The organism is Rhizobium acaciae (assembly GCF_025941625.1).
Classification (GTDB): Bacteria; Pseudomonadota; Alphaproteobacteria; order Rhizobiales; family Rhizobiaceae; genus Rhizobium; species Rhizobium acaciae.
In genome coordinates this window covers 217,281-240,484 of sequence record NZ_JAPCZO010000014.1, presented here as the reverse complement: position 1 = coordinate 240,484, position 23,204 = coordinate 217,281, and the positions used below count along the sequence as shown (strand labels likewise).

The window sequence follows — 23,204 nt, the reverse complement described above, 5'->3', positions numbered from 1 at the left end:
TGCGACGGAGTTCCGCCGGAATGCCGAACGCTTCGATATGCGCGAGCAGCAGCGCCGCGCCCATATGTCATTGTCGATCCCAGCGCTCTCCAGAAAGGCGATGGCACGTCTCGTGGAGATCGAGGCAGTGCGAGAAAGGGGTGGTGACGATGCCTACAAGGCCGCCTTTGCGCTTGCCACCGAAGACCGCTCGATCGTCCAGGAGGTCAAGGCGGTCAGCGAGGCGCTGACCGCCCGCTTCGGCTGGAGCGCTTTTACGTCGAAGGCCGATGCGGTTGCCGAACGCAACATGATCGAGCGTATGCCGGAAGAGCTCACAAGTATCAGACGCGAGAAGTTGACCCGGTTGTTTGAAGCCGTGAAGCGTTTTGCCGAGGAGCAGCATCTCGCCGAGCGGCGGGATCGCTCGAAGATCGTCGCTGGCGCCAGCGTTGAGCGGAAGAATGAGCATGTCGCCGTATTGCCCATGCTCGCTGCCGTCACCGAGTTCAAGACGCCGGTCGACGAGGAGGCGCGATCCCGAGTTCTTTCCGCGCCCCTTTATCGTCAGCAGCGAGCAGTGCTGGCCGAGGCGGCACGAGCGATCTGGCGCGATCCGGCCGGCGCCGTCGGCAAGATCGAAGAGCTGCTCCAGAAAGGTTTTGCTGCCGAGCGCATCGCCGCGGCTGTGACCAACGATCCGGCCGCCTATGGTGCGCTCCGCGGCTCCAATCGCCTCATGGACCGGATGCTGGCTTCTGGCCGGGAGCGGAAGGCGGCGGTGCAGGCCATGCCTGAAGTCGCCGCCCGCCTGCGTGCGCTCGGCGGAGCCTATGCCAGCGCCCTTGATTCCGAGCGCCAGGCTATTGCCGAAGAGCGACGGCGCATGGCAGTCGCCATTCCCGGCTTGTCGAAGGTGGCGGAAGAAGTGCTCATGCGTCTGACCGTTGAAGTGAAGAACAACGGCCACACGCTGAGCACATCAGCCGCTTCTCTTGATCCCAGCATTCGCCGGGAATTCGACGCCGTCAGCCGGGCGCTCGACGAGCGCTTCGGCCGCAATGCCATCGTCCGAGGAGAGAAGGATCTCATCAACCACATTCCGCCAGCGCAGCGCCGCGCCTTTGAGGCGATGCTGAAATTCCTCCAGCAGACCGTCCGCAAGGAGAGCAGCGAAAAGATCCTTTCGGAACGGCGCCAGCGCACCGTCAACCGCGGCCGCGATCTTTGAAAGTCCATCGAAGAAGTGAAGGGTCGGCCGGGCCGAGGAGCCGAAAGGAGGTGCCGTCGAGCAGATCTACCGTGCGCGTGAAATAAGTGCGCTATCGCGGGCTTCTGCCCTGTAACAGCGGCTCGCTCAGCATGTTGACGTCAACGTTTGGGTAAACCCGCTCTTCCAACAATTGAAGGGATCCAACCCGGACTCCTACAGGCAAAAACCCTGCGTTAAAGTCGACTGCCGGTAGCCATTCTACTGCAGAAAACCTGAACAATGTCATGTGAGCAATTTGCGGCGGAGTTGGGCGCCAGTGTTCGAAGCAGATAGCATCTGAAATGGCCGAACGAAGCTCGCGCAATTCTACCGGCTCCTGGGCCCTTACGAAGATAGCGGCTTCTGAGGCGGCGACTTCATCGAAATGGAGCTCAATCGGCGGGGTCTCTTCGACCAGTTTCTCCACGATCGCTTTCCATCGTTCCCCTTTCCGCTTCCAGACCTCGTGGTTTGGAATCCTCAACTGCGTCGCCGCGTTGAGCAGAGTTGCGACCGTCATGTGCAGGCTTGTGGCCGGGACGCGCAGAAGCGGCGCAGTGCTATTTCGCTCGATGCTCTCCTGCAAATCGCAGAGCTTTGATAGCGCCTCGCGATCGGGAAAAAACTGCAGATGAAACGCGCAGCACCGCTTAAACCACAGTGGGTCGACCTTCGTTCGGATCACAGCGCAGGCCCTTCTACCTAATACTGCATGCCATACTACGCAGACACTTCGGGATCTTGCAGCCACGCTGGAATGTCACGCTTCGCATGCAGAATACGCCATACGTCGACGTAATCGGCTTGCTCAAGATAGAAGACGATATAAGGGAAATCCTTCAGCGACATGCTGCGCAGATCGGGCAAACCGAGTTCATATGCGCAGCGCAACGAACCCGATGCATGATGCTTTGCGATCAAACCAAATGTCGACTCCAGCGCATCGATGAAGCTAATCGCGACTTGAGCGCCGGCCTCGCGAGCATAATAGTCCACGGCATTCTCGACATCCCTGCGAGCCGACTCGCGAGGAACGATAGACTTTGTGTTCACTTGGAGCTTTGCCGCGAGGCACGGGCTCGCAGGCTATCGAAATAGGCGGCATCAACCGGCTCGGTCGCCTCGGATGAAGCACCCTCAAGCAGGAGACTACGCAAGTGCTGCCGATCTTTGTCGTGACGGATCAACTCGCGGACGTATTCGCTGCTGGTACCATAGCCTCGCCCGGCGACCTGCTGGTCGACGAACTGCTTCAGGTTATCCGGCAGCGAAATATTCATAGTGCTCATTGGCCTAAAATAGCCAGCATGGCAAAATTTGGCAAGGCGAGAAATCCAGGTGGAGGTTACCGCTCGAGGCAGGCGCTACTCTCGCGAAGCTAAACGCGCACGTTCAGATACCTCCAGCGTCATTGCGAAGCCTGCCTTTGCTTTTGGAAATCCACAATCTCTTCCGTCCCCAGATGTTTGAAAACGCCTACCCAAAAGGTGAAATCACCTGAGCGACCATCGTAGCGCGCACATAGTGCGCACCAGGCGGCCGCTGTTTTCGCATCTTGTCCGTAAAGCGATCGGGCAGCAGCACTTATGTCGCCAACATTTGCATCACTCCAAAAATCCGGTGTCGCCGCAGCGCTGCCGGTTGAGAACCTTTTGAACATTTCGCGCATTAAAAGCCCCGTAACCGTCCGGAAACAGGCCATCGAATTATGCCGGACGTCGATCCCACCGAGTGGGCCACGATCACGTGCCGTCCCTGGCAATATGCGCTTTGGCGCCAGATTCTTCGCGCTCTCAACATTATGTTGTAACAAAAAAGAAAGGCAAGCTATAAAAATACCCGTAGTGATAGCGCTTTTACGATTCTATTGCGGACAGTTTTCGAGCCCGGGCATGAGGTTTCATCAACATGAGGCAGTTTTCTGAAAGTTTTGTGGTATCAAAAGCAGTCGCTGTAAGGTCAGCAACTGGTGGGGCGAGACGATGAGCGAACTTCTGGCGATCGTATCCCAAGACGCTGACTATTATTTGATGCTGTCATACATTTTGAAGGGAGCCGGATACAGGACGATGCTCGTCGATATTCCGAGCGAGGCGGTAGCTACTGCCGTGGACCGTGACGCTGCAGCTATCATCGTCGACTGCCAGCCGGGTTCACAAATTCTGGCTGATATCGCGTCGGGTCTGAAGGAAAGGGGACTTGCCAGCGACGTCACGCTCATAGCACTCGTTGCCGAAAAGGCCGCCTATCTCGACATCCTGAAAGCCAACGTAGATGAGAGCTTTACAAGGCCAATGCCGCCGGAACGGCTGCTATCTTACCTCCACGGTACAATAGGCAATTCCTCGGAAGCGACTAGCCGCCTTGCTCCAATATTTGAGGATGTGAAGCTCGACGTCAGCAGCCGGCGTGTTCTGGTGCGAGGCACGCCGGTCAATCTGAGCCCGATCGAGTTCCGTCTATTGAGTGCCCTTGTGGGTGACGCGGGGCGCGTTCTCAGCCGTGCGGAACTGATAGCTATTGCATGGCCACCGACGGTATTCGTCGAGCCGCGAACAGTCGATGTTCATATCGGCCGCCTCCGGCGTGCATTGAAGCGGGTCCTTGGCCGCGATGTGATCCGCACCGTACCGAAGGAAGGATACGCTTTCGAGATCTCCCAAAGCATGTGAACTTCGCCACGTTCACATCTTCACTGAAACGTCCCGAAAATTTGCTGTCGCCTTCGTTGCATAAACGACGATCACGCGCATAGCGTGAACTCCGTTGAACATTTGGGAGCACAACATGCAAGAGGCAGTTTCGGGCGCCGGATCGGCGAAAACATTCCACAAAAACACCGCGGGCCTGATCAGCCACGCGAGTCCCCACTTTGCCGCCGCCCATCTCGACGGTTTGATGGCCCTCTATGTCCATCCGTCTGACGGTCGAGCGGTGGAGCTGCCGGTTTCGGAGCGCCTATCGGAGCGCGTCGTCGACTTCGTCCGCTGCTCGTATCTCGGCCTCGACAATCACCCATCAATTATCGAAGGCGCAATCGAAACCGTTCGCCGCTACGGAACACTGCACTGGTCCTGCGCCCGGACGCGGCTCAATTTTGCAGTCCTCGGAGACCTCGAGGATGCTCTTTCTGATCTCTTCGGCGCGAGGGTGATCACCTACACAACAGTGCTTGCCGCCAACTTAAGCGCGCTTCCGCTGATTGCGTCCGGCGTTCTGACGGGCGGCAAAAAACCAGTCATGGTATTCGATCGTCTCGCGCATGCAACGCTCGCCTTCAATAAGCCCATCGTTGCCGAAGAATGTGAGGTCCGAACCATAGGCCACAACGATCTTCAGGCGCTCGAAGAAATTTGCCGCCAGAACGAGACGGTCGCCTATGTTTGCGACGGTGTGTATTCCATGGGCGGCTGTGCCCCGATCAAGGAGTTGCGCGAGCTTCAGGAGCGATACGGCCTCTTCCTTTACATCGATGATGCTCACGGCATATCGATCTTCGGGGAAAGAGGCGAGGGATTTGCGCGTTCACAAATGCCAGAAGGTCTCGGTGAACGGACGATCATCGCAGCCTCGCTCGGGAAGGGCTTCGGAGCGTCTGGCGGCATGCTGATGCTCGCAACTGCGTTCCAGGAAGAGATCTTCCGGCGCTTTGCTCTCGCGCACGCCTTCTCGGCCTCCATCAATGTTGCCGCGATCGGTGCAGCCCTCGCCTCTCAGTCGCTCCATCGCACACCGGAACTCGGCGTGCGGCAAAGGGCACTTGCAGAACACATATCTCTTTTCGACGAACTGGTGCCGACCGCACAGGCAGGATCCCGACTCCCGATCAGAACTGTCATGGTCGGTGACGAGCTTGCGGCAATCGGCGCTGCCAGACTGGTGCTTGATTCCGGTTACTATACGTCGGCCATCTTTTTCCCGACAGTCGCCAAAGGAAGGGCAGGGTTGCGGATATGCCCGACTGCCGGCCACACGGCTTTCGAAGTGCGCGAAGTCGCCGCTGCCATCAACCGTGCTCTCAAGGGATAATTTCCGTCTCCGCACCTCCGGCCGGCAGCGCCGCCCGGAGGTGGATCGTCATCGGATCCAGGCATTCCAACGCTCGAGCATCATCGCGGCGTTGTCGTTGATCCATTTGGCGTCCGGGATGACGATGTAATCCCGGATGTCATCGTCGCTCGGCAGTGCCGCGCGTGCAGCCCGCGACATTAAATCGATCGCCTGGCGGCTTGGCGGCGTGCAAAGCAGTTCGTCGCACACCCCGGCCTGCGCTTCCGGATGATCAAGCCAGTAGCCGATCAACTTCAACGCATTTGCGCGGTTCGGCGCATCCTTGATGATCGTCAAGCGATCGCCGACGAGGAAGGAGGCCTGCTTGGACCAGGCGATCTGGCGTCCTTCCGCCTTCAGTGTATTTGCGCGCGTCAGCCAGATCTGCCCGATGCTGTAGTCGCCGTTGCGAAACCCCTGAACGCTCTGATCACCGGTCTTCCACCAGAGCGATATCGCCGGGCGAATCTCGTCGAGCTTGTTGAGGGCACGATCGACGTCGAGCGGAAAGAGTTTATCGCGCGGAACACCATCGGCGAGGAGCGCGGCAGCTATGACCCGCCACGGATCGTCGAAATTTGGAAACGAGCGACCACCGGGAAATTTTGTCTGGTTCCACATATCGGCCCAGCTCAACGGATTCCCATCCTTGAAGGCAGTCGGGTCGTAGGCCATCAGCGTTGCGGTCGAAAAAAGCCTTGCCCCGGCACTGACGCAGGCATCCTCGACCAGGTCTGGCCGGCCCCGGAAAGACTTGCAGAACTCGGTGAGATCTTCAGATGTCAGCCGATGCGCTTCAGCGCTCGCCTGGATCTCGCCGTCCGGGTAAAGGTCCCAGGTCACGTTGCCGGTCTTGACCATGGCTGCAGCTTTCGCCCGCATCTCGGCATTCGTTGCCGCGACCGATACAACCTTGATGCCGGTCCTTTCGGTGAACGGCTCGAACCAGAACTTTCGAAGCGCGGCGTCGTAGGCGCCACCGGTGGTCGCAATGATCACCTGCTCTTCGGCTTGCGCCGCACCCGCGCCAGCAAGCATGAGGCAAGCCGCAAACAGCAAAGGCTTGATCTTTTGTCGCTTTTTCATCGGTTGTTCCTCTGTCCGATTGATATGATCACGTTAATCCTCCCCGCGGCCGGTAAGGAGATGAATGGTCCCCATGAGCAGCAGCGATACCGCGACGAGCAGCGTCGAAACCGCCGCTATGACAGGGGTGAGATTGAAATCAATGTCCTCGAACATCTTGCGGCTGATCGTTTTTCCGCCGGTATCGGAAATGAAGAAGGCGACTGTTGCCTCATCGAACGACGCCAGAAACGCAAAGACCGAAGCCGCAGCCACCGCCGGCGCGATGTTCGGAAGCACAATGCCGAAAAAGGCGCGGCTCCGGCTTGCCCCGCAATTCAGTGCGGCAAGCTCGAGTGACGTGTCGAAGCGCTCGAGTGCTGCCGACACGGTGATAATCACGTAGGGAACAGCAAGTACGGTGTGCGCGATCAGGAAACCGGAGAAATTGCCGGTCAGGCTGAGCGGGGAAAAAACCAGATAAAGGGCAACGCCAAAGACAACATGGGGAACGATCATTGGCCCCAGCGACAATGCGTGCAGAAGGATCTTTCCCGGCAGATTGCCGCGAACGAGCCCGATGGCGGCCAATGTCCCGATAACCGTCGAAGCAACCGTCGTCGCCAGCGCAATCTGCAGACTGAAGATCGTTGCTGCGCGCCAGTCCGGATCAGATAGAAAGTCGATATACCAGCGCAGCGTCAGGCCCTTCGGCGGGAACTCGATATAGCTGCTGTCGTTCAGCGAAATCGGGATGACGAGCAACGTCGGCAGAACCAGGAAGAACAGGATTGCTCCGATCAGGAAACCCCCAAGGAGCCGCAATGCCGCTTTGCCGTAAGGCCGATGGGTGCTGTTGACGGGAGAGGGGGCGAATGAGGCGGTGACTGCGGGCTCAATTGACACTGTTCATTCCTTTGCTAACGGAAAGCGCCTTGCGGAACACAAGGACAAAGATCAGCGTCGTGGTCAGAAGGACGGTCGCGAGCGCTGCGGCAAATGGCCAGTCAAGCAGAACGGTGGTTTGCTGGCCGATCAGTGTTGCCATCATCAATGCTCCAGGCCCGCCGACGAGTGCCGGCGTGATATAAAAACCGATCGCCAGAATGAAGCACATGACGCATCCGGCAAAGATTCCAGGCAAGCTGAGCGGCAAGGTCACGCGCAGAAACGCGTCAATCGGGCCGGCGCCGAGATTGCGGGCGGCTTGGGCGTACTCGGCAGGAATAGTGCGAAGAACGTTGTAGACCGGCAGGATCATGAAGGGCATGAGAACATGCGTCATCGCAAGGATCACCGCGCCTTCGGTGTAGATAAGTTTCAATGGAGTGCCAATGAGGCCGCTCTCGATCAGCAGGCCGTTAACAATGCCGTTTCGCTGCAGCAGCACGATCCAGGCATAGGATCGCACCAGCACTGAGGTCCATAGTGGCACGAACACCGCGGCCGATGCGATCATCGCCATCCTGCCTTTGGCACGCGCCATGAGAATGGCAACCGGGTATCCGAGCAGCAGGCTCGCCACTGTTACGATTGCACCCGTTTGCAACGTGCGAAGCAGGACTTCCATGTAGAGTGGCTCTGTGACGATCCGCTCGTAATGCTCCAGCGTGAATCCAGGCGCCATTAGGCTCAGAGAGACGAGCCGCCCAATCGGATAGATGAAGCCTCCGGCCAGCAAGAGCATCAACGGCGCAATGAGCAGGAACGTCAGCGCGTGCGAATACTGGCGCGCCGAGCCTGAGAAAATCCAGCTTGCAGGGTGGGTTGGTGCAAGGGGCAAATTATCGACTGTCATGGTCATTTCATGCCTCCGCAACCGCAAAGAGCCGTAGGCCGTCGCGTTCGGCGATGACATCCACGAGTGCTCCCATTGCAAAGGGAACCCGCTTTCCATCGGCAGGGATCTGGACCTGAATGATCTCTCCGCTTCCGAAATCGGAGCGAACGAGATGAAGGTCGAAGGAGCCTGCAAAGACCGACGTTTCGATCCGGCCGGGGAGGGCGTTCTGTCCCCCTGCGCCACGCGCTGCAAGGCCAAGGCGCTCAGGCCGTAGCGCGAGCCGAACGCGATCACCTATCTTTGCCGAACCCTCGAAACCATGGGCAGCACCGGGCGTATCAATGACCACGTCGTCACCCAGTCTGATCGTCTGGCGGCCAGCGGTCTCGCCCAGGAATTCTCCAGTCAGGAAGTTCATCTTGCCGATGAAATCGGCCACAAAGGCACTCTGCGGATTACAGTAAAGGTCCGCCGGGGTTCCGAGCTGCGCGAGTTGCCCCTTTGCCATAACGGCGATCCGGTCGGACATCGTCAACGCCTCCTCCTGATCGTGCGTCACGTAGATGACCGTTGCACCGAGGCGCCGCTGAAGCTGCTTGATCTCGATCTGCATGGATTCGCGCAGCTTCTTGTCCAGCGCCCCGAGTGGCTCGTCCATCAAGAGAACAGGCGGTTCGAACACGATTGCTCGCGCGACCGCCACCCGCTGCTGCTGGCCGCCGGAAAGTTCGTGGGGATAGCGCTTGGCATAGTCCGGGAGTTGGACGAGGTCGAGCGCCCGGCCAACCCGTTCTGCTCTGAGGTCCTTGCGGATGCCGCGCATCTTCAGGGGAAAGGCAATGTTTTCGGCGACGGTCAAATGCGGGAACAAGGCATACCGCTGGAAGACCATCCCAATATTGCGGCGATTGGGCGATACAGCGGTGACATCGCGCCCGTCGATGATGATGCGTCCGGCAGACGGGCTTTCGAAACCGGCGATCATTGTCAGAAGCGTCGTCTTGCCCGATCCGGAGGGACCGAGGATCGACAGGAATTCGCCTGCCGGAACATCCAGGGTCACTGCGCCAACGGCAGTCTGGCTGCCGTAGACCTTGCCTATGCGATCGATGAAAACAGGCGCACCAATCAAAATGATATCTCCTCATTTGCGTGTTTTGCCACGCATTGAAACCTCCCGGCTCCGCCCGCGCGGCGCCAGGTGCTGTGAGTGTCATGCCGGCAAGACCGGCAGCTGTTCGGGCATGGCCGTTCGGGGCCAAGGCGTTGCTAATATTCACGATACCGTTATGATGTCACATTACGTCATCGGTTTTCGTGTAATTCACTTTTGTTGCAACAAAAATGTGAAGATGTCAACGCGTGAGGGTCAATTTTGAACGAAAATACAACTGGAGAAGAATCATCGGTGTCGGATTTGCAGTCTGGGCGCCTCAGCGACTTCGCCTATTCATCTATCAAGGAGCAACTCACGCGGGGTGCTTACAAGCCCGGTCACAAGCTACCGATCCGTTCGGTTGCCGAAATGCTGAACGTTGGTGCCACGCCGGCGCGCGAGGCGATCAACCGACTGGTTTTTGAGGGTGCGCTCGTCATGGTGGGTCCTAAAACCGTCATCGTTCCGCATCTCGATCTTGCGGCACTCTACGAAGTCACGCAGATGCGGCTTGCGCTCGAAGGGTTGGCGACGGAAAAGGGCGCGCTTCGCGCGACCAATGATGTAGTGGACAAGCTCTTGGCACTGCAGGATAAAATTACACTGTCGCTCGACGAAAAGCGCTACGGTGATGCTCTGCACGATAATAAGGAATTCCACTTTACGATCTATCGGTTGTGCGAGATGCCGCACCTCCTTTCGACCATTGAGGCTCTGTGGTTAAGAGTCGGTGCTGCGTTCCACGACCTCTATCCAGAATTTGCGGAAGCAAAATACGGTGTCCACAACCACCTGGCCGCGATAGAGGGGCTGGTGGATAAAGATCCCTCGGCGGTCCGAGCTGCAATGGAAAACGATATTCGAGACGGCTATCGGCGCCTTAAGAAAGCAGCGCAGGAGCGGCTCAAGCGGCAATAACATCGCGACCGGATTTTTTTGTTGCAACTTCTTCGGGTTCATGATTTTTGTTATTACAAAATTATGAAGGGTTGCGCCGCGACCCGCGTTGGCCGGAGAAGATTGAAATGTTTCACCCCGATATCTTGCGCAATGGCCGGGGATTTCCCCGGTCGCGGTCCGAACATTTTTTCAAAAAGGGCCGCCGCGTCTTTCCGACCGGGATCACGCGGGTCACGGTGGATCACGAGCCCAGCCCGCTTTACATTTCGCGCGGGGAGGGAGCCTACCTCATCGATGTCGATGGCAATCGCCTCCTCGACCTGAATAATAATTTCACGACGCTGATACACGGCCACGGCTTCCTTCCTGTTGCCGATGCAGTTGCAGATCTGCTTCATCGTGGCACGTGTTTTTCCAATCCGACCGAGCACGAGATCACGCTGGCAGAGCTATTGATCGAGCGCATTCCGGCGATTGAACATATTCGTTTCGTCAACAGCGGGACCGAGGCGGTAATGTTTGCGATCAAGGCCGCCCGCGCCTTCACCTGCCGGCCGGGCATCGCGCGGATAGAAGGCGCCTATCACGGCGCCTATGACTGGGCGGAAACGGGGCAGGCAGCGTCGCCGGCAATATGGAACGACCCACTGCTGTCGCCGGCTGTGCCAGCCTATCGCGGCATGCCGTCTTCGGTGGGTGAAGAGGTGACCGTTATCCGCTTCAACGACATCGCGGATCTGGAGCGCCGGATTGCTTCTGCTGCCCCTTCACTGGCCTGTATCCTGATCGATCCCATGCCGAGCCGCGCCGGGCTTATAGCTCCCGAACCGAGCTTTTTTGCCGCTGTCGAGGCGATCGCGAAGCAATACGGGATTCTTATCGTTGCCGATGAAGTCCTCAATCTGCGGCAGTCATATATGGGGGCTTCGGCCCGCTATGGTCTCCACCCCGACCTGGTCGCCGCCGGTAAGATCATAGGCGGAGGTTTTCCCGTCGGGGCGATCGGCGGTCGCAGGGAGGTAATGCGGGTCTTCGCAAGCGACAGTGGCAAGCCGCTGCTGCCGCAAGGCGGCACGTTTTCGGCAAATCCCGTATCGATGGTCGCAGGCCGGGTCGCTATGGAAGCGATGACGGATGGCGCTTTCGCTTCACTCGAGAGCCTTGGCGACCGCATCCGGGCTGGGCTTCGAAAGGAAATCGAGCGCCACGGCGCAGCCTTCAGCGTAACGGGGGCGGCATCCTTATTTCGCATCCATCCGAAAGGAAAGCAGCCAACGGACTTCCGCGAAGCGTATCTCGCGCCGGAAGAGGCCGAGTTGATGGTGCGTCTCTCCAGACATTTCCTCAATTGCGGCATCTTGCTTCCCAATGGTGCTGCGGCTTGCCTATCGACGGCAATGACGATTGCGGACGGTGACGCCGTCATCTCAGCCTTCGCAGACTTCCTTTCAATCCTTGAAGCAACTCCAACTGAAGCAGGCATGTGACCATGGCAACTGATCACCTAACCGTCGCCGATCGGATCGCTCTTTCCCTCAAGAGGCACGACGTCACCCATATCTTTGCTCAGAGCCTGCCTTCGGCGGTTATCCTCGCGGCCGAAGCAATCGGCATCCGTCAAGTCGCCTACCGTCAGGAAAACATGGGAGGGACCATGGCTGATGGCTATGCTCGCCTATCCGGCAAGGTCGGGGTGGTCGCAGCACAGAACGGACCAGCCGCAACGCTTCTCGTTCCGCCCCTGGCCGAGGCCCTGAAGGCGAGCGTTCCGCTCGTTGCTCTCGTCCAGGATGTCGAACGAGATCACGCTGACCGTAATGCATTCCAGGAGCTCGATCATCTTGCATTGTTTCAATCCTGCACGAAGTGGGTGCGCAAGGTGCTTGTTGCGGAACGCATCGACGATTATGTCGACGCCGCCTTCACGGCAGCCGCCTCGGGCCGGCCGGGACCGGTAGCTCTCCTCCTCCCCGCCGACCTCTTGCGGGAGAAGATAGCCCCTTCGCCCTATCGTCGTGAGGCTGTCCTAGGCCACTGGCCGCTCGATCGGTTGCGTCCTCGCGATAGCGACATCGAGCGCGCGGCTTCGATGATCGCCGCAGCCCACGCACCCATTGTCATCGCCGGAGGAGGCGTCCACGCAAGCCATGCCGCCGGTGAGCTTTCGGCGCTACAGGGGGAAGCCTCGCTTGCAGTGTTGACGACCAATATGGGAAAAGGCGCGGTCGACGAATACCACCCGCTGTCAGCTGGCGTTCTCGGTGCTCTCGTTGGGCCGCGATCGCTTGGACGGCATACGCGTGCCCTCGTCGAAGAAGCCGATCTCGTCATTTTGGTCGGGACGCGAACCAATCAGAATGGCACTGACAGCTGGCGCCAAATTCCCCGGTCCGCGTCAGTCATCCACATCGATGTCGATCCCACCGAAATCGGGCGCACTTACGAGGCGGTCAGGTTGGCAGGCGATGCGGCTGAAACCATTAGCGCGTTGCGTAGCGCGCTGGCCCGAGGCGATCTCTCGTACCGCGCATCGCAGCGCGATAGGTTGACGGCCCGGATCGCTGGATTCTGGCGCTCGTTTGACATTGAGCGACAATCTGTTGCTCGTTCGGAGAAAAGTCCGATCCGTCCGGAGCGGGTTATGTCCGACCTGCAGCAAGTGTTGACGGCAGATACGACCGTTGTTTCCGATGCGAGCTATTCCTCGATGTGGATAGCCGGCCAGTTGCGGGCCCTTTCCCCCGGTATGCGCTTTCTGTCGCCGCGGGGCCTAGCTGGACTCGGGTGGGGCTTGCCACTTGCGCTCGGCGCAAAAGCGGCAAAGCCGGACAAACCAGTCGTTGCCATCGTAGGGGATGGCGGCTTCGGACATAGCTGGGCGGAGTTGGAAACCATGGTGCGGAGCAAGCTTCCCATACTCATCATCGTTTTGAACAATGGTATCCTCGGCTTCCAACGTGATGCTGAAACTGTCAAGTTCGGCAGTTTCACGACTGCCTGCAGCTTCGCCGACGTCGATCATCGGCGGATTGCCGAAGCTTGCGGCTGCCCGGCAGTCCGCATCTCCGATCCCGCGGATCTTCCTCGATACCTCGAGCGCGGCCTGCGTGAAGAAGGTCCCTTGTTGATCGAGGTAATAACAGAAGCGGCCGCCCATCCGCCTCTTTCGCTGTTTGCTGCAATGGATCAAGCGGCATGAATCCTGGTTGCATCCCACGTGTTGCAGTCGTCAGCGGTGGCACGACCGGGATCGGTCTTGCCACCGCGTTTCGCCTGCTGAAGGCGGGTCATCGGGTTGCCGTCTTCAGCCATGGTGAGGCAAGCGTCACGGCCGCGGGCGCCGCGCTTGCCGAGGCTTTTGGAACAGAGCGCTCGCTTGCGAGAAAGGTTGATCTCCGCGAACCGGCGGCAGTCGATTCCTTTTTCGGCGAAGTCGCCCGTGTCTTGGGCGCACCTGGGATCCTCGTCTGCAACGCGGGGATCTCGCCGAAAGGTCCCGATGGCCCTCTTCACGTCGCCGACCTTACCCTTGAAGAGTGGAACGAGGTGCTCGCCGTCAACCTGACAGGGACGATGTTGTGCTGCCGGGCCGTTCTGCCTGCCATGAAGGAAAGCGGCTATGGACGCGTCATATTCGTTGGGTCTCTTGCCGGTCGGACGAGACCGCGGATCGCCGGCGCGAGCTATGCGACGTCCAAAGCCGCACTGTCGGGATTATCCCGTGTGATGGTCTCTCAATATGGTCCCTATGGCATAACATCGAATGTCGTGGCGCCAGGTCGCATCCTGACGCCACTGATAGGCTCCCCGCAAAGCAAGACCAACATCGACGCGCTCGCTCGTATTCCGGGCGGTCGGCTCGGTGCTCCGGACGATGTCGCTGCCGTGATCGCGTTCTTGGCATCAGAGGATGCCGGGTTCGTCAATGGAGCCATCATAGATGTCAACGGCGGCGAGTTCACACCGAGTTGAGGCTTGCCGCCTCATCAAGCGACAAAGGGGCGGTCGACATGCCTCCGATCATTCTCATTTGCTCGCAGGACGCGGAGCTTTATCTACTCCTCGCGCACATTCTGCGTAGTGAAGGTTTTGAAGCTCGTCTTGCAGCAAGTGACGACGATGTGGCAGACGCCTGCGCATCAGCAGAGCTGTCTGCCGTGGTCTTGGATTGTGCAGGCTGGCCGAGTGATGTCGCGCCTCTATGCGCGCTCCTGAAGGGCTCAGGGCTTCCCGTGGGTGCACTCATCGGCGGCGATATGCGTGCAGAGCACTTGAAGTTAATCAAGGCGGGCCTCGACGAAGGCATCACGCGTCCTTTGTCGCCTTCAAAGCTTCTGGCCTTTCTCCATGGTATAAGCCCGCGGTCGGAGGTTTCGACTTTGAACTTTCCTGCCCCCACCGAGATTGTCTTCGGGCCGCACACCGTCGTGGTTTCAGGCAAGAGAATAGCGCTTGCGCCTATGGAGATGAGAATCTTCAGATTTCTATTGGAAAGGCAGGGGCAGATCAGTACCCGCGAGCAACTCATTGAGGCCGTTTGGCCCTATCCCCACGCTGTAGAAAGCCGGACGGTTGACGTGCATATCGGGCGGCTGCGCAAAGCGTTTGCAGGACTCCGCAACCTGAGGATTCGCACAGTGTACGGAGCAGGTTACGCTCTCGAATACCATGATCATTGCTGTCCGCATATCCTAGCCTCTAACGGGTTCACGGCGACGTAGGCGCCCGGATCTCCCCGGGCTAAACAGGCGCTCTCCTAAACGGGTCAGCTATAAAGGAAGTGCCGCCGGTGGCGTCCATATGGATGATCGGCATCAATCTCCATACTTGGCAGGTTGTCGTGCAGGAAAAAGCCGATGACAACCGAACGAGCTACACCACCTCTCGGGACATCATCGGCCGTGATGCTTGAGAAGTGGTGGCTCTGACGTGTAGTTCACGTTACCGCCTCGGGGCTGCAAACTCAGGAAAGCTACGAAACAGACGTAGGCTTATCTGTGTTCGGAGATGATTGAATTGAGGCCCTTGTGAATTCATCTGTGGGATCGAAATGCGGCTCGATAGCTCCGGGTCTTCAAATCATGCCCGGACGAGGTTAGATCAGCCTCTGTAAACCTTCGAACCGTGACTGCCATGATGCGCTTTCGCGGAAGCCAGGATATCAGCAAAGAGTTGCACCGACCTTGGAAAGCTTCGAAACCTGCCGGTGAACAGCACCGATATCAATTTCCCTTCCCTATCCTCCCAACCATCAGAAAACTTTCTCATGACCAATCCTATCAGCGTCTATTCGATGCCCGGAACGTGTTTTTTCGATCTCGCTCCTGCTGCGGGCGGCGAGCCCTATCGCATATTCCTTTCCATTCCGGCGGAGAAACCGCCGGCGAAAGGATGGCCGCTTCTCGTCATGACCGACGGCAACGCCACTTTCCCTTTCGCGGTCGCCAGCTTGGTCACGCAGGCACCTTATCCCACGGGAACAAATGTCGGTTGGGGGGTGATCGCGGCGATCGGCTACCCCTCCGACGAGCCCTATGATCCGCTCCGCCGCTCTTGGGACCTGGGGCCTCCGCCGGTCAAATCCTATCCGCCCTTCGTTGAGGGCGGTCCGCCGGTTGTCATCGGAGGGACCGGAAAACTGCTGGATTTCATCGAGAACGAGCTTATACCGCGGATTGCAGAGATGGTGATCCTGGATCCGATGCGCCGATCACTTTTCGGACATTCCTTCGGCGGCCTCTTTACTCTCTATGCCCTGTTCGAGCGCCCAGGTCTGTTTGCCAATTGGATTGCTGCCAGCCCAACCATCTATTGGGAGAACAGTGAAATCCTCAAGAATGAGGCGCAGCGTCAAGACGCATCGGGGAATGCACCTTTCCTGCATTTGTCCGCCGGAGAATACGAAGGCGATGAGTTGGCACCCTTCCAGTACCGGAACGAGGATGCCCCTGCACGCCTGGAGAAGAGGAAGACGGAACGGACCGTCCTCCTGGCGCGGGAGATGGCGGAGCGATTAAACGGCACTGCCGACGGATTGCGTACCGAATTCGAGCTTTATGCCGGTGAGACCCATATGTCCGTTCTTGCGGCGGCCGTGAATCGTGCGGTTGGCATCGCATTCGCCGTCCAGAGTTTGACCGACATGTGACGCTTTCTGCAAGGGCCTCATCGGTGAACAAATCCGGCGGTTAAACGATCGTCCTTGAGACGAACGTCCTCGTGCTTGCACTCGTCAAGGTCGGTGCCAGATGGGGCGTTCAGGATTACATCCTCTCTCCGTGTTGCCGCTAGACCTCATGGTCCCGACTAGGAGCAAATATGGTCACAAAAGCGTGATTATTAAGTTGACTCCAATTCTCCTGTTTTAGTAAACGGACTCGCTGCAGTGGCCGGAGGGGGCGGCCGTCACACTGCTCGATATTGGTCTGACAGGGGATAATATGACAGTAGGACTACAGGGAAAGTTGCGCGTGTTCACAAGCCGATTGATTGCGAGCAGCGCTTTGATGACAGTGTCGTTCGGATCGGTGGGCATCGGCTGGGCACAAGACAATTCGGCGGAAGAGGCGACGCAATTGGCCCCGATCGTCATAACCGGCAAGTCGGATCGTGTGGTTGGCCCTGACCGCACCATCGTTGCCAAGGATACCGCCACAGGCACCAAAACAGATACTCCGGTCGTCGATGTACCGGCGTCCGTGTCGGTGGTGACGCAAAAAGAGTTGGAAGAGCGTCATGTGGACAATCTTCAGCAGGCGGTCGCTTATACCGCCGGCGTCTTTTCGGATGAGTTCGGTAACGACGATCGCTACGATTATATAAGAATTCGCGGCTTTGATCAGACGGCGCTCGGCACCTACCGGGATGGACTGGCGGCGCGTATTCCCGCCTGGTTCACTGCCAGCCGCCTCGAACCCTATGGTCTTCAGCGCGTCGAGGTCCTGAAAGGATCGACGTCGACCCTCTTTGGCCTCAACGGCCCGGGAGGACTCGTCAATGCGATCTCTAAGCGTCCCTTGGACGAGAAGCATGGTGAAGTTTACACGTCTTATGGGGATGGTACCAAGGAAGTGGGTGCGGATTTCGGCGGCCCGATCGATGCCGATGGCGTGTGGACCTACCGGCTTACCGGACTTGCCAAGGACGGTGACCAAGGCTTGGATTATTCGAACGACGACCGCACCTACATTGCGCCGGCACTGACGATCAAGCCGGAAGAGGGCACCTCGCTCACCATTCTGACCGATTATTATAAACGCGATGGAACGGGCGCGCGGGGTGTTCCGACCGGCGCAAATATCGATATCGACACCTTCCTCGGCGAACCGGACTTCAATCGCTTCAATACGGAGCAGGTCGACATCGGATATCAGTTCGAGCACGAGATCAATGAAAACCTGACCCTCCGCTCGAATGCCCGCTATACGCATCTCGAGCTCGACTATGCCGAAGTCTATGGCGCATCGCTGGATCCGACGGCCAATCGAACGGCGTTCTCGGTTGACGGCATGTCCAACCGCTACGCCTTCGACAATCAGCTGCAGTACGATACCGGATGGGACGGGATCGACAGCAAGACGCTGGTCGGCGTCGATTACACCAGTGACAATACGCGCGAAAACATTCTGTTCGGCACGGCGGGGCCGATCGATATTGATAATCCGGTCCATTGCGGTCTTTCCTGCATTAACCTTGGCCCCTACGTAAACTGGCGCGTCAAGCAGCAGGCGCTCGGGATCTATGCTCAGGAGCAACTGACGTTCGACGATCGATGGATCGTTACCTTGGGCGGGCGATGGGACCAGGTTCACACGACTGCGGATTACCTGGATAGCGGGACAAGCGACGACGACACGGCGTCAGCTTTCACCAAGCGGGCCGGACTGACGTATAAATTTACGCCGAATCTCGCAGTCTATGCGAACTATTCGGAAAGCTTCCAGCCGCTCGTCGCGCAGACCGCAAACGGCTATGCTGTGACGGGATCGTTGAAACCACAGCTGGGTGAACAATACGAGGTTGGCCTCAAATATCAGCCGGATGGGTTTGATGGCCTCTTCACCTTGGCGCTGTTTGATCTCACCCAAACCAATGTGCCGAGCTATGTCAGCCCTCTGGTGCAGGAGCAGATCGGCAAGGTCGGTGTGCGCGGCATCGAACTTGAAGGGAAAGCCGCAATCAACGACAGGCTCAATCTGACGCTTGCTTATTCCTATTGGGATGCTGAAATCCGCGAAGACGGGACAGGCGGCAATGTCGGTAACCGGCCTTCCCGCGTGCCGCGACATCTGGCATCGGCCTGGCTCGATTACACGATTCCGGGAGATGGATGGCGCGGTGACCTGACGATCGGGGGAGGTGTCCGATATATCGGTCAAACCTACGGAGACGATGCAAATACGGTGTCGCTTGCCAGCTATACGCTGGTTGATGCCGCGGTCAGCTACAAGGTGACCGAAGACGTGACGCTGGCCGTCAACGCGACGAACCTCTTTGACCATAAGTATCTCGCCACCAGCTATTACGGAACTGAGTTCTACGGCGATCGGCGCAAGGTCGTCGGCACGCTGAAGTATTCCTGGTAAAGGTGGTGGACGCCGCCTTTGTCCGATCAAGGCGGCGTCCGCAATCTGAGCGTCGGAATTATGCAGTAATTCCGACTGTTTCAGCGTCGAGCCTCTGAAAAGACGCGCGGGGCTTTAGCCGGCGTCGTGGATGACCGTTTGTCTGCGGATCTTCGCTGACGGAGCAAAACGCTCCTATTGATGGCGGACTTTCATCGCCGCGATGACACCCACGGCCCTGCGCGCGCAACCCTCAGCTGGCACCGCGCTTTCGCATCATCAGCATCAAGAACGGTGCTCCGATGAGCGCGGAAACGAGACCGGCGGGGATCTGGTAGGGCGATACGATCGTGCGGCCGACGAAATCAGCAGCAACCATAAGCCCCCCTCCGATCAGAGCGGCGCCGACCATTTGCGGCAGCGCGCGCGCCAATCCCGCCTCGCGCGCAAGGTGAGGTCCCATGAGGCCGATGAATGACAATGGGCCAACCGTGAGCGTCGCGGCAGCCGTCAACAATCCTGCGAGGCCAAAAAGCGCAAATCGCGATTTCGCCAAGGGTATGCCGACCGCCGCCGAAGGCGAGGGCCCAAGCGGAAGTATGTCAAGCCAGCGGCGAGCGGCGAGCGAGACGGTAATCAGCACGGCGCCGAGCGCCGCCTCCATTGCGGCGGTCGACCCCTCGATAAGATAGGTGGACCCGCTCATCCACCGCATCAGCAGAACTGCTCTCGGATCTCCCGTCGAGCTCAACACCCCGACGACGGCATCGACCATCGCGCTTAAGGCAATGCCCGCCAGCAGGACTCGTTCAGGCGCGAACGCCGATCGACGGGAGCTGACGAAGATGACAACAAGAACGCTGATCGCACCAGCCACGGCAAATGCAAATTGCCCGGAAAATCCTGGAGCGACGGCAAACAGGGCAATCGCAACACCGAAGGTCGCGCCGGCACTGATTCCCAGAACTTCGGGACTTGCCATTTCGTTTCCGGTCAGCCTCTGAAGGATCGAGCCCGCGACCGCAAGCATCGCGCCCGATGCCAGGGCGGCGAGGATTTTAGGTATTCTGATCGCAAGGACATCGACCGAAAATTCGCCGGAAGCGAGAGCCCAGTCGCCATTGACGTCACGTCCGACAAAAACGCTGACCATCAACAGCACGAGCAGGCCGGCGGCTGCGATGATGACGGGTGCGCTTCCATCCCATCGACGTGACCGGCTGAACGCCGGCGATTGCTGTAGTCTATGACGGATCTTCAGCCGCGGCAGGAGCGCGAGAAGCAGCGGCGAACCGAAGATGGCTGTCACCGCCCCCGTCGGCAAGAAATCACCAAGTCCGCCGGCGACGAGTTGCAGGATGGAGTCGGCGAAGAACAGCAGTCCGGCGCCGATCAGCGGAGACCAGAGAATGAGCTGCGTGGGACGCCGTGCTCCGGACAATCGCGCAATCGTCGGCGCGACCAGCCCAATGAAACCAATGACCCCAACGGCGCTCGTGACAAATGCAGCAAGTGCTACGGCAAGGGCGACGACAACGAAACGCAGGCGGACCAATCTGACGCCGAGTGCCGTGGAACTGCTCTCGCCAAGATCGAGCAGCGAAAGCGGTCTCATCACGAAAGCGCAGCCGATGGCGACGACAGCCAACTTCCAAAGAAGCGACAGGGGAATGACCCAGCTTTGCTGTGCCAGCGAGCCGGCGCCCCAGATGAACAGGCTCGAGAGGTAGCGCTGGTTCAAATAGGTCAGGATGGCGGCGAGGCCGCCGCACCAAAGACTGAGAACCAGCCCCGACAGAACAAGCGAATAAGGCGAAAAACCGCGGCGCGCCCCCAGGCTGACGACGATCGCAGCAGCGGTCGCACTGCCGATCAGAGCGACAAGATCGCGGCCGGCGCCAAGCAAGTCGGGGAGAAACAGCGATGTTACCACCAGCGCCAGGTTTGCTCCGGCCGATACGCCAAGGGTGGTAGGATCGGCGAGCGGGTTTCGCAAAACTTGCTGAAACAGCGCACCGGACAAGGCAAGCGCGGCTCCGGCAATCAGCGCCGTCGCAAGACGGGGAAGCGTCGAATAGGTGAACACCATTCGCGTGACATCGTAATCCGGTCGAGCCATTTCCGACAGCGCAGGAGCGGCAAGAAACCACGATGCCACGCCTCCGCCGCACATCAGGAGGAGGAAGACAATTGCTGGCCCGATATTGTCGCGGCGGGATAACATCAAGCTTCCTTTTCCAGAAGATCTGTCAAAAGGCCCGCGAAGCGCATGGCCTCGTTCACCATCCCGAACATCAGGGCTGGCGGCAGAATCGACAGATGGCCTGGACGCGCAAACGAAAGCCTGTTCCACAGCGGGCTCTGAGCGAGCTTCGGAAGAACGTCCGGAGGAATGGGGTCAAATGCGATCAGACGCGCATCCGGATCGGTGACCTTGGAGAGATCTTCGATCCCGATCGTTTCAAAACCCCAGTAATTCGACTCTCTGGTCCAGGCATTCCGGACACCGATGCGCTCGAGCACATTGTGGAACAGTCCGGGACTCGAGTAGATGCGGGCATGGCGGGCATCCATGAAATTCACCAGGGCGACCGGCGGCAGGTTCTTGCCCACCAGGCGGCTGCGGCATTGCGCAAAGAAGACGTCGGCTCGCGCGAGGAACTGCTCTGCTTCATTCTCACGGCCGAGCTCAACGGCCAATTTGCGCGTCGCCGCGATGGCAGCGGGAAGAATAGGTCCAATGCCCGGCGTAAAGATTTCCAGCCGAACGACTTTCGCCACCGACTGCAGCTTGGGCAACAGCTCATCCAGGTAGGGTGTGGTCAAGATAATGTCGGGCTTCAGCGTGACGAGAATTTCAAAATTGACCTCGAACGAACTGCCGATATCGACGACGGATTTTGGCATCGGCGGCTCGACAACCCATCTGTCCCAATCGGCGAGGTCCGAAATCCCGACCGGAGGCAATCCGAGGGATAAAAGAGTGGACGCAAGACCGTAGTCGAGGCTGACGATCCTTGGGCCCATCGATTGTGCAAACAGCGGAGCTGGAATGAGCGAGGCCGCCGCGAAATGCAAAAAGGAGCGCCGCGAAACCCTCATTGAACGGCGGGCTTCAGCAAACATAGGCGAGCGGATAGGGCAGGTTGGGCGCTGAGATCACATCCATGTCGATCCCATAGATCTCTTGCAGCGTGTTCGGCGCGAGGATCGCGCTCGGTGTTCCGCTGGCAACCACGCGACCACGTTTCAATGCATGGATCCGATCGCAGAAGCGAGCGGCCATGTTGATGTCGTGGAGAACGATGATGACACTCCTTCCACCCTCATGCGCCAAGCGTCGCACAAGTGAGAGCACCTCGACCTGATGAGCAACGTCGAGTGCAGCAGTCGGTTCGTCGAGCAACAGGCAGCGAGCATCCTGAGCGATCAGCATCGCAATCCAGGCACGTTGCCGCTCGCCGCCCGATAGCGTTCCCATGATACGGTCGGCGAACGTCTCGATATGCGTGGCTCGAAGGGCGTCCTCGACTTTCTCTTCATCGTTCTTGGTGAAGCGGCCGAGCGCTCCGTGCCACGGATAACGACCGCATCCCACAAGCTCGCGGACCGTCATTTCCGATCCGGTCGTGACATCCTGGGGCAGATATGCGACCGAACGCGCAAAGGCGCGTTCGCTATACATCCTCAGATCCTGGTTCCCGTAAGAGATCGATCCAGTGCTCGGCGCAAGCTGGCGAGCTAACATTTTGAGAAGACTGGATTTGCCGGAACCGTTGTGGCCGACCAGCGCGACAACTTCTCCTGCCGGAAATTTAAGACTGACGTCGCAGAGAATTTCGTTCCGCTCTATCAGAAGACCGATGTTTTCGGCGACAAAAGTTTCAGCCGTTCGAGGGAGATCTTGCATCGGGAGTATAGCCACGTGACATCCTTTAACCGGGTGATAGGTCGGTACTAAAGATGAGAGCGGCAATCAACTATTTTCGTTATTCCTCCGCCTGGGTCCTCGTCGTCTCGCGCGGCGGCCTCGGCTTTCGGCCAGCAACGCCGGCTTCTGTACCACCTCGCGTTATATCGACCGAGGGAACAAGGAAAGCCTAGAATCCTCTCATGCGTGTATCCTTTTGAAGAAATTTTTGAGATTATCGTTATTTAGCAGTCGTTTGCTGGATTTCTCGCGACGAGCCATGGAAAGGTTAAGCAATTACAGATTGTGTAAAATGGCATAAGCTGAATTATGGAACCTCGGCTGGTTAAAACTAGATGCCGTAGTGCGGGTCGGCGCGAGTAGTGAGATTCCTGCCTACATGACCCCGATGCAACTGTGCTTATTCGTTCGGTTGGCGAGGCCTAAACAGGATCGCTGACCAGTCTTCATGTTGGAACAACAGTTACCAGCGTGAGTATCAATTGCACTGCCTCCAATTCGCAACTTGTCACCAATGATCTCTG

21 protein-coding genes are annotated in these 23,204 nt (G+C 58.4%); 10 read left to right on the top strand and 11 right to left on the bottom strand.

Annotation, left to right across the window (positions count from 1 at the left end; translation table 11 throughout):
• Nucleotides 1–1,210: BID domain-containing protein (locus tag OLZ32_RS23065; RefSeq protein ID WP_264422839.1), on the top strand; the 1,210-nt coding region annotated here is incomplete at its 5' end.
• Nucleotides 1,211–1,301: 91 nt separating this feature from the next.
• Here OLZ32_RS23065 and OLZ32_RS23060 read toward each other — a convergent pair.
• The 4 genes from OLZ32_RS23060 to OLZ32_RS23045 all read right to left on the bottom strand — a co-directional run bounded on the left by OLZ32_RS23060 (nucleotide 1,302) and on the right by OLZ32_RS23045 (nucleotide 2,900).
• A complete protein-coding gene (locus OLZ32_RS23060; protein ID WP_264422837.1) occupies nucleotides 1,302–1,916 on the bottom strand; it encodes a 2'-5' RNA ligase family protein in 615 nt (204 codons plus the stop codon).
• Nucleotides 1,917–1,951: 35 nt separating this feature from the next.
• A complete protein-coding gene (locus tag OLZ32_RS23055; RefSeq protein WP_264422834.1) occupies nucleotides 1,952–2,284 on the bottom strand; it encodes a type II toxin-antitoxin system RelE/ParE family toxin in 333 nt (110 codons plus the stop codon).
• A complete protein-coding gene (locus tag OLZ32_RS23050; RefSeq protein WP_264422832.1) occupies nucleotides 2,281–2,520 on the bottom strand; it encodes a type II toxin-antitoxin system ParD family antitoxin in 240 nt (79 codons plus the stop codon). Before OLZ32_RS23050 ends, OLZ32_RS23055 begins: the two co-directional genes overlap by 4 nt.
• A gap of 119 nt (nucleotides 2,521–2,639) precedes the next feature.
• On the bottom strand, nucleotides 2,640–2,900 hold the full coding sequence (locus OLZ32_RS23045) for a hypothetical protein (protein WP_246728176.1): 261 nt from the start codon (nucleotides 2,898–2,900) through the stop codon (nucleotides 2,640–2,642).
• Between the two features lie 313 nt (nucleotides 2,901–3,213).
• Between OLZ32_RS23045 and OLZ32_RS23040 the strand changes: the two genes are divergently transcribed.
• Together OLZ32_RS23040 and OLZ32_RS23035 are read left to right on the top strand one after the other, a co-directional pair.
• Complete coding sequence (locus OLZ32_RS23040) at nucleotides 3,214–3,903, top strand: winged helix-turn-helix transcriptional regulator (RefSeq protein ID WP_264422828.1); 690 nt, start codon at nucleotides 3,214–3,216, stop codon at nucleotides 3,901–3,903.
• A 115-nt stretch (nucleotides 3,904–4,018) separates the two neighbouring features.
• Nucleotides 4,019–5,260, top strand: a complete 1,242-nt coding sequence (locus OLZ32_RS23035; RefSeq protein ID WP_264422826.1) for an 8-amino-7-oxononanoate synthase family protein — start codon at nucleotides 4,019–4,021, stop codon at nucleotides 5,258–5,260.
• Between the two features lie 48 nt (nucleotides 5,261–5,308).
• On the opposite strand, the gene OLZ32_RS23030 is transcribed toward OLZ32_RS23035, so the two are convergent.
• From OLZ32_RS23030 to OLZ32_RS23015, 4 genes are all read right to left on the bottom strand, one after another.
• Nucleotides 5,309–6,367 carry an extracellular solute-binding protein gene (locus OLZ32_RS23030; protein WP_264422824.1) on the bottom strand — a complete coding sequence of 353 codons (1,059 nt, stop codon included), beginning with the start codon at nucleotides 6,365–6,367 and terminating at the stop codon, nucleotides 5,309–5,311.
• Between the two features lie 33 nt (nucleotides 6,368–6,400).
• The gene (locus OLZ32_RS23025; RefSeq protein ID WP_264422857.1) at nucleotides 6,401–7,171 is read right to left on the bottom strand and encodes an ABC transporter permease; all 771 of its coding nucleotides are present in this window, start codon (nucleotides 7,169–7,171) and stop codon (nucleotides 6,401–6,403) included.
• Between the two features lie 70 nt (nucleotides 7,172–7,241).
• Nucleotides 7,242–8,150 carry an ABC transporter permease gene (locus tag OLZ32_RS23020; RefSeq protein ID WP_264422822.1) on the bottom strand — a complete coding sequence of 303 codons (909 nt, stop codon included), beginning with the start codon at nucleotides 8,148–8,150 and terminating at the stop codon, nucleotides 7,242–7,244.
• A gap of 1 nt (nucleotide 8,151) precedes the next feature.
• Nucleotides 8,152–9,261: an ABC transporter ATP-binding protein gene (locus OLZ32_RS23015; RefSeq protein ID WP_264422821.1), complete on the bottom strand. Its 1,110-nt coding sequence runs from the start codon at nucleotides 9,259–9,261 to the stop codon at nucleotides 8,152–8,154.
• A gap of 243 nt (nucleotides 9,262–9,504) precedes the next feature.
• Here OLZ32_RS23015 and OLZ32_RS23010 point away from each other — a divergent pair, with 243 nt between their 5' ends.
• The 7 genes from OLZ32_RS23010 to OLZ32_RS22980 all read left to right on the top strand — a co-directional run bounded on the left by OLZ32_RS23010 (nucleotide 9,505) and on the right by OLZ32_RS22980 (nucleotide 18,770).
• Nucleotides 9,505–10,203, top strand: coding sequence for a GntR family transcriptional regulator (locus tag OLZ32_RS23010; protein WP_130814029.1), 699 nt, complete (start codon nucleotides 9,505–9,507; stop codon nucleotides 10,201–10,203).
• Nucleotides 10,204–10,310: 107 nt separating this feature from the next.
• Nucleotides 10,311–11,672 (top strand): aspartate aminotransferase family protein, encoded by a 1,362-nt coding sequence (locus tag OLZ32_RS23005; protein WP_264422819.1) that lies wholly within the window; start codon nucleotides 10,311–10,313, stop codon nucleotides 11,670–11,672.
• Nucleotides 11,673–11,674: 2 nt separating this feature from the next.
• Nucleotides 11,675–13,384 (top strand): acetolactate synthase catalytic subunit, encoded by a 1,710-nt coding sequence (locus OLZ32_RS23000; protein ID WP_264422817.1) that lies wholly within the window; start codon nucleotides 11,675–11,677, stop codon nucleotides 13,382–13,384.
• On the top strand, nucleotides 13,381–14,157 hold the full coding sequence (gene fabG / locus OLZ32_RS22995; protein ID WP_264422815.1) for a 3-oxoacyl-ACP reductase FabG: 777 nt from the start codon (nucleotides 13,381–13,383) through the stop codon (nucleotides 14,155–14,157). Before OLZ32_RS23000 ends, fabG begins: the two co-directional genes overlap by 4 nt.
• A gap of 38 nt (nucleotides 14,158–14,195) precedes the next feature.
• Nucleotides 14,196–14,906, top strand: a complete 711-nt coding sequence (locus OLZ32_RS22990; RefSeq protein ID WP_264398100.1) for a winged helix-turn-helix transcriptional regulator — start codon at nucleotides 14,196–14,198, stop codon at nucleotides 14,904–14,906.
• Nucleotides 14,907–15,451: 545 nt separating this feature from the next.
• Nucleotides 15,452–16,333: an alpha/beta hydrolase gene (locus OLZ32_RS22985; protein ID WP_264398259.1), complete on the top strand. Its 882-nt coding sequence runs from the start codon at nucleotides 15,452–15,454 to the stop codon at nucleotides 16,331–16,333.
• Nucleotides 16,334–16,625: 292 nt separating this feature from the next.
• The gene (locus tag OLZ32_RS22980) at nucleotides 16,626–18,770 is read left to right on the top strand and encodes a TonB-dependent siderophore receptor (protein ID WP_264422813.1); all 2,145 of its coding nucleotides are present in this window, start codon (nucleotides 16,626–16,628) and stop codon (nucleotides 18,768–18,770) included.
• A gap of 232 nt (nucleotides 18,771–19,002) precedes the next feature.
• Here the strand turns inward: OLZ32_RS22980 and fhuB are convergent, their stop codons facing one another.
• Genes fhuB through OLZ32_RS22965 form a run of 3 tightly spaced genes read right to left on the bottom strand, consistent with a single transcriptional unit; the run spans nucleotide 19,003 to nucleotide 22,659 of the window.
• Nucleotides 19,003–20,973: a Fe(3+)-hydroxamate ABC transporter permease FhuB gene (gene fhuB / locus OLZ32_RS22975; RefSeq protein WP_264422811.1), complete on the bottom strand. Its 1,971-nt coding sequence runs from the start codon at nucleotides 20,971–20,973 to the stop codon at nucleotides 19,003–19,005.
• Nucleotides 20,973–21,851 carry an iron-siderophore ABC transporter substrate-binding protein gene (locus OLZ32_RS22970; RefSeq protein WP_264422855.1) on the bottom strand — a complete coding sequence of 293 codons (879 nt, stop codon included), beginning with the start codon at nucleotides 21,849–21,851 and terminating at the stop codon, nucleotides 20,973–20,975. The genes fhuB and OLZ32_RS22970 overlap by 1 nt, the downstream gene beginning before the upstream one ends.
• A 13-nt stretch (nucleotides 21,852–21,864) precedes the next feature.
• Nucleotides 21,865–22,659 carry an ABC transporter ATP-binding protein gene (locus OLZ32_RS22965; protein WP_020486897.1) on the bottom strand — a complete coding sequence of 265 codons (795 nt, stop codon included), beginning with the start codon at nucleotides 22,657–22,659 and terminating at the stop codon, nucleotides 21,865–21,867.
• Nucleotides 22,660–23,204 lie beyond the last annotated feature (545 nt).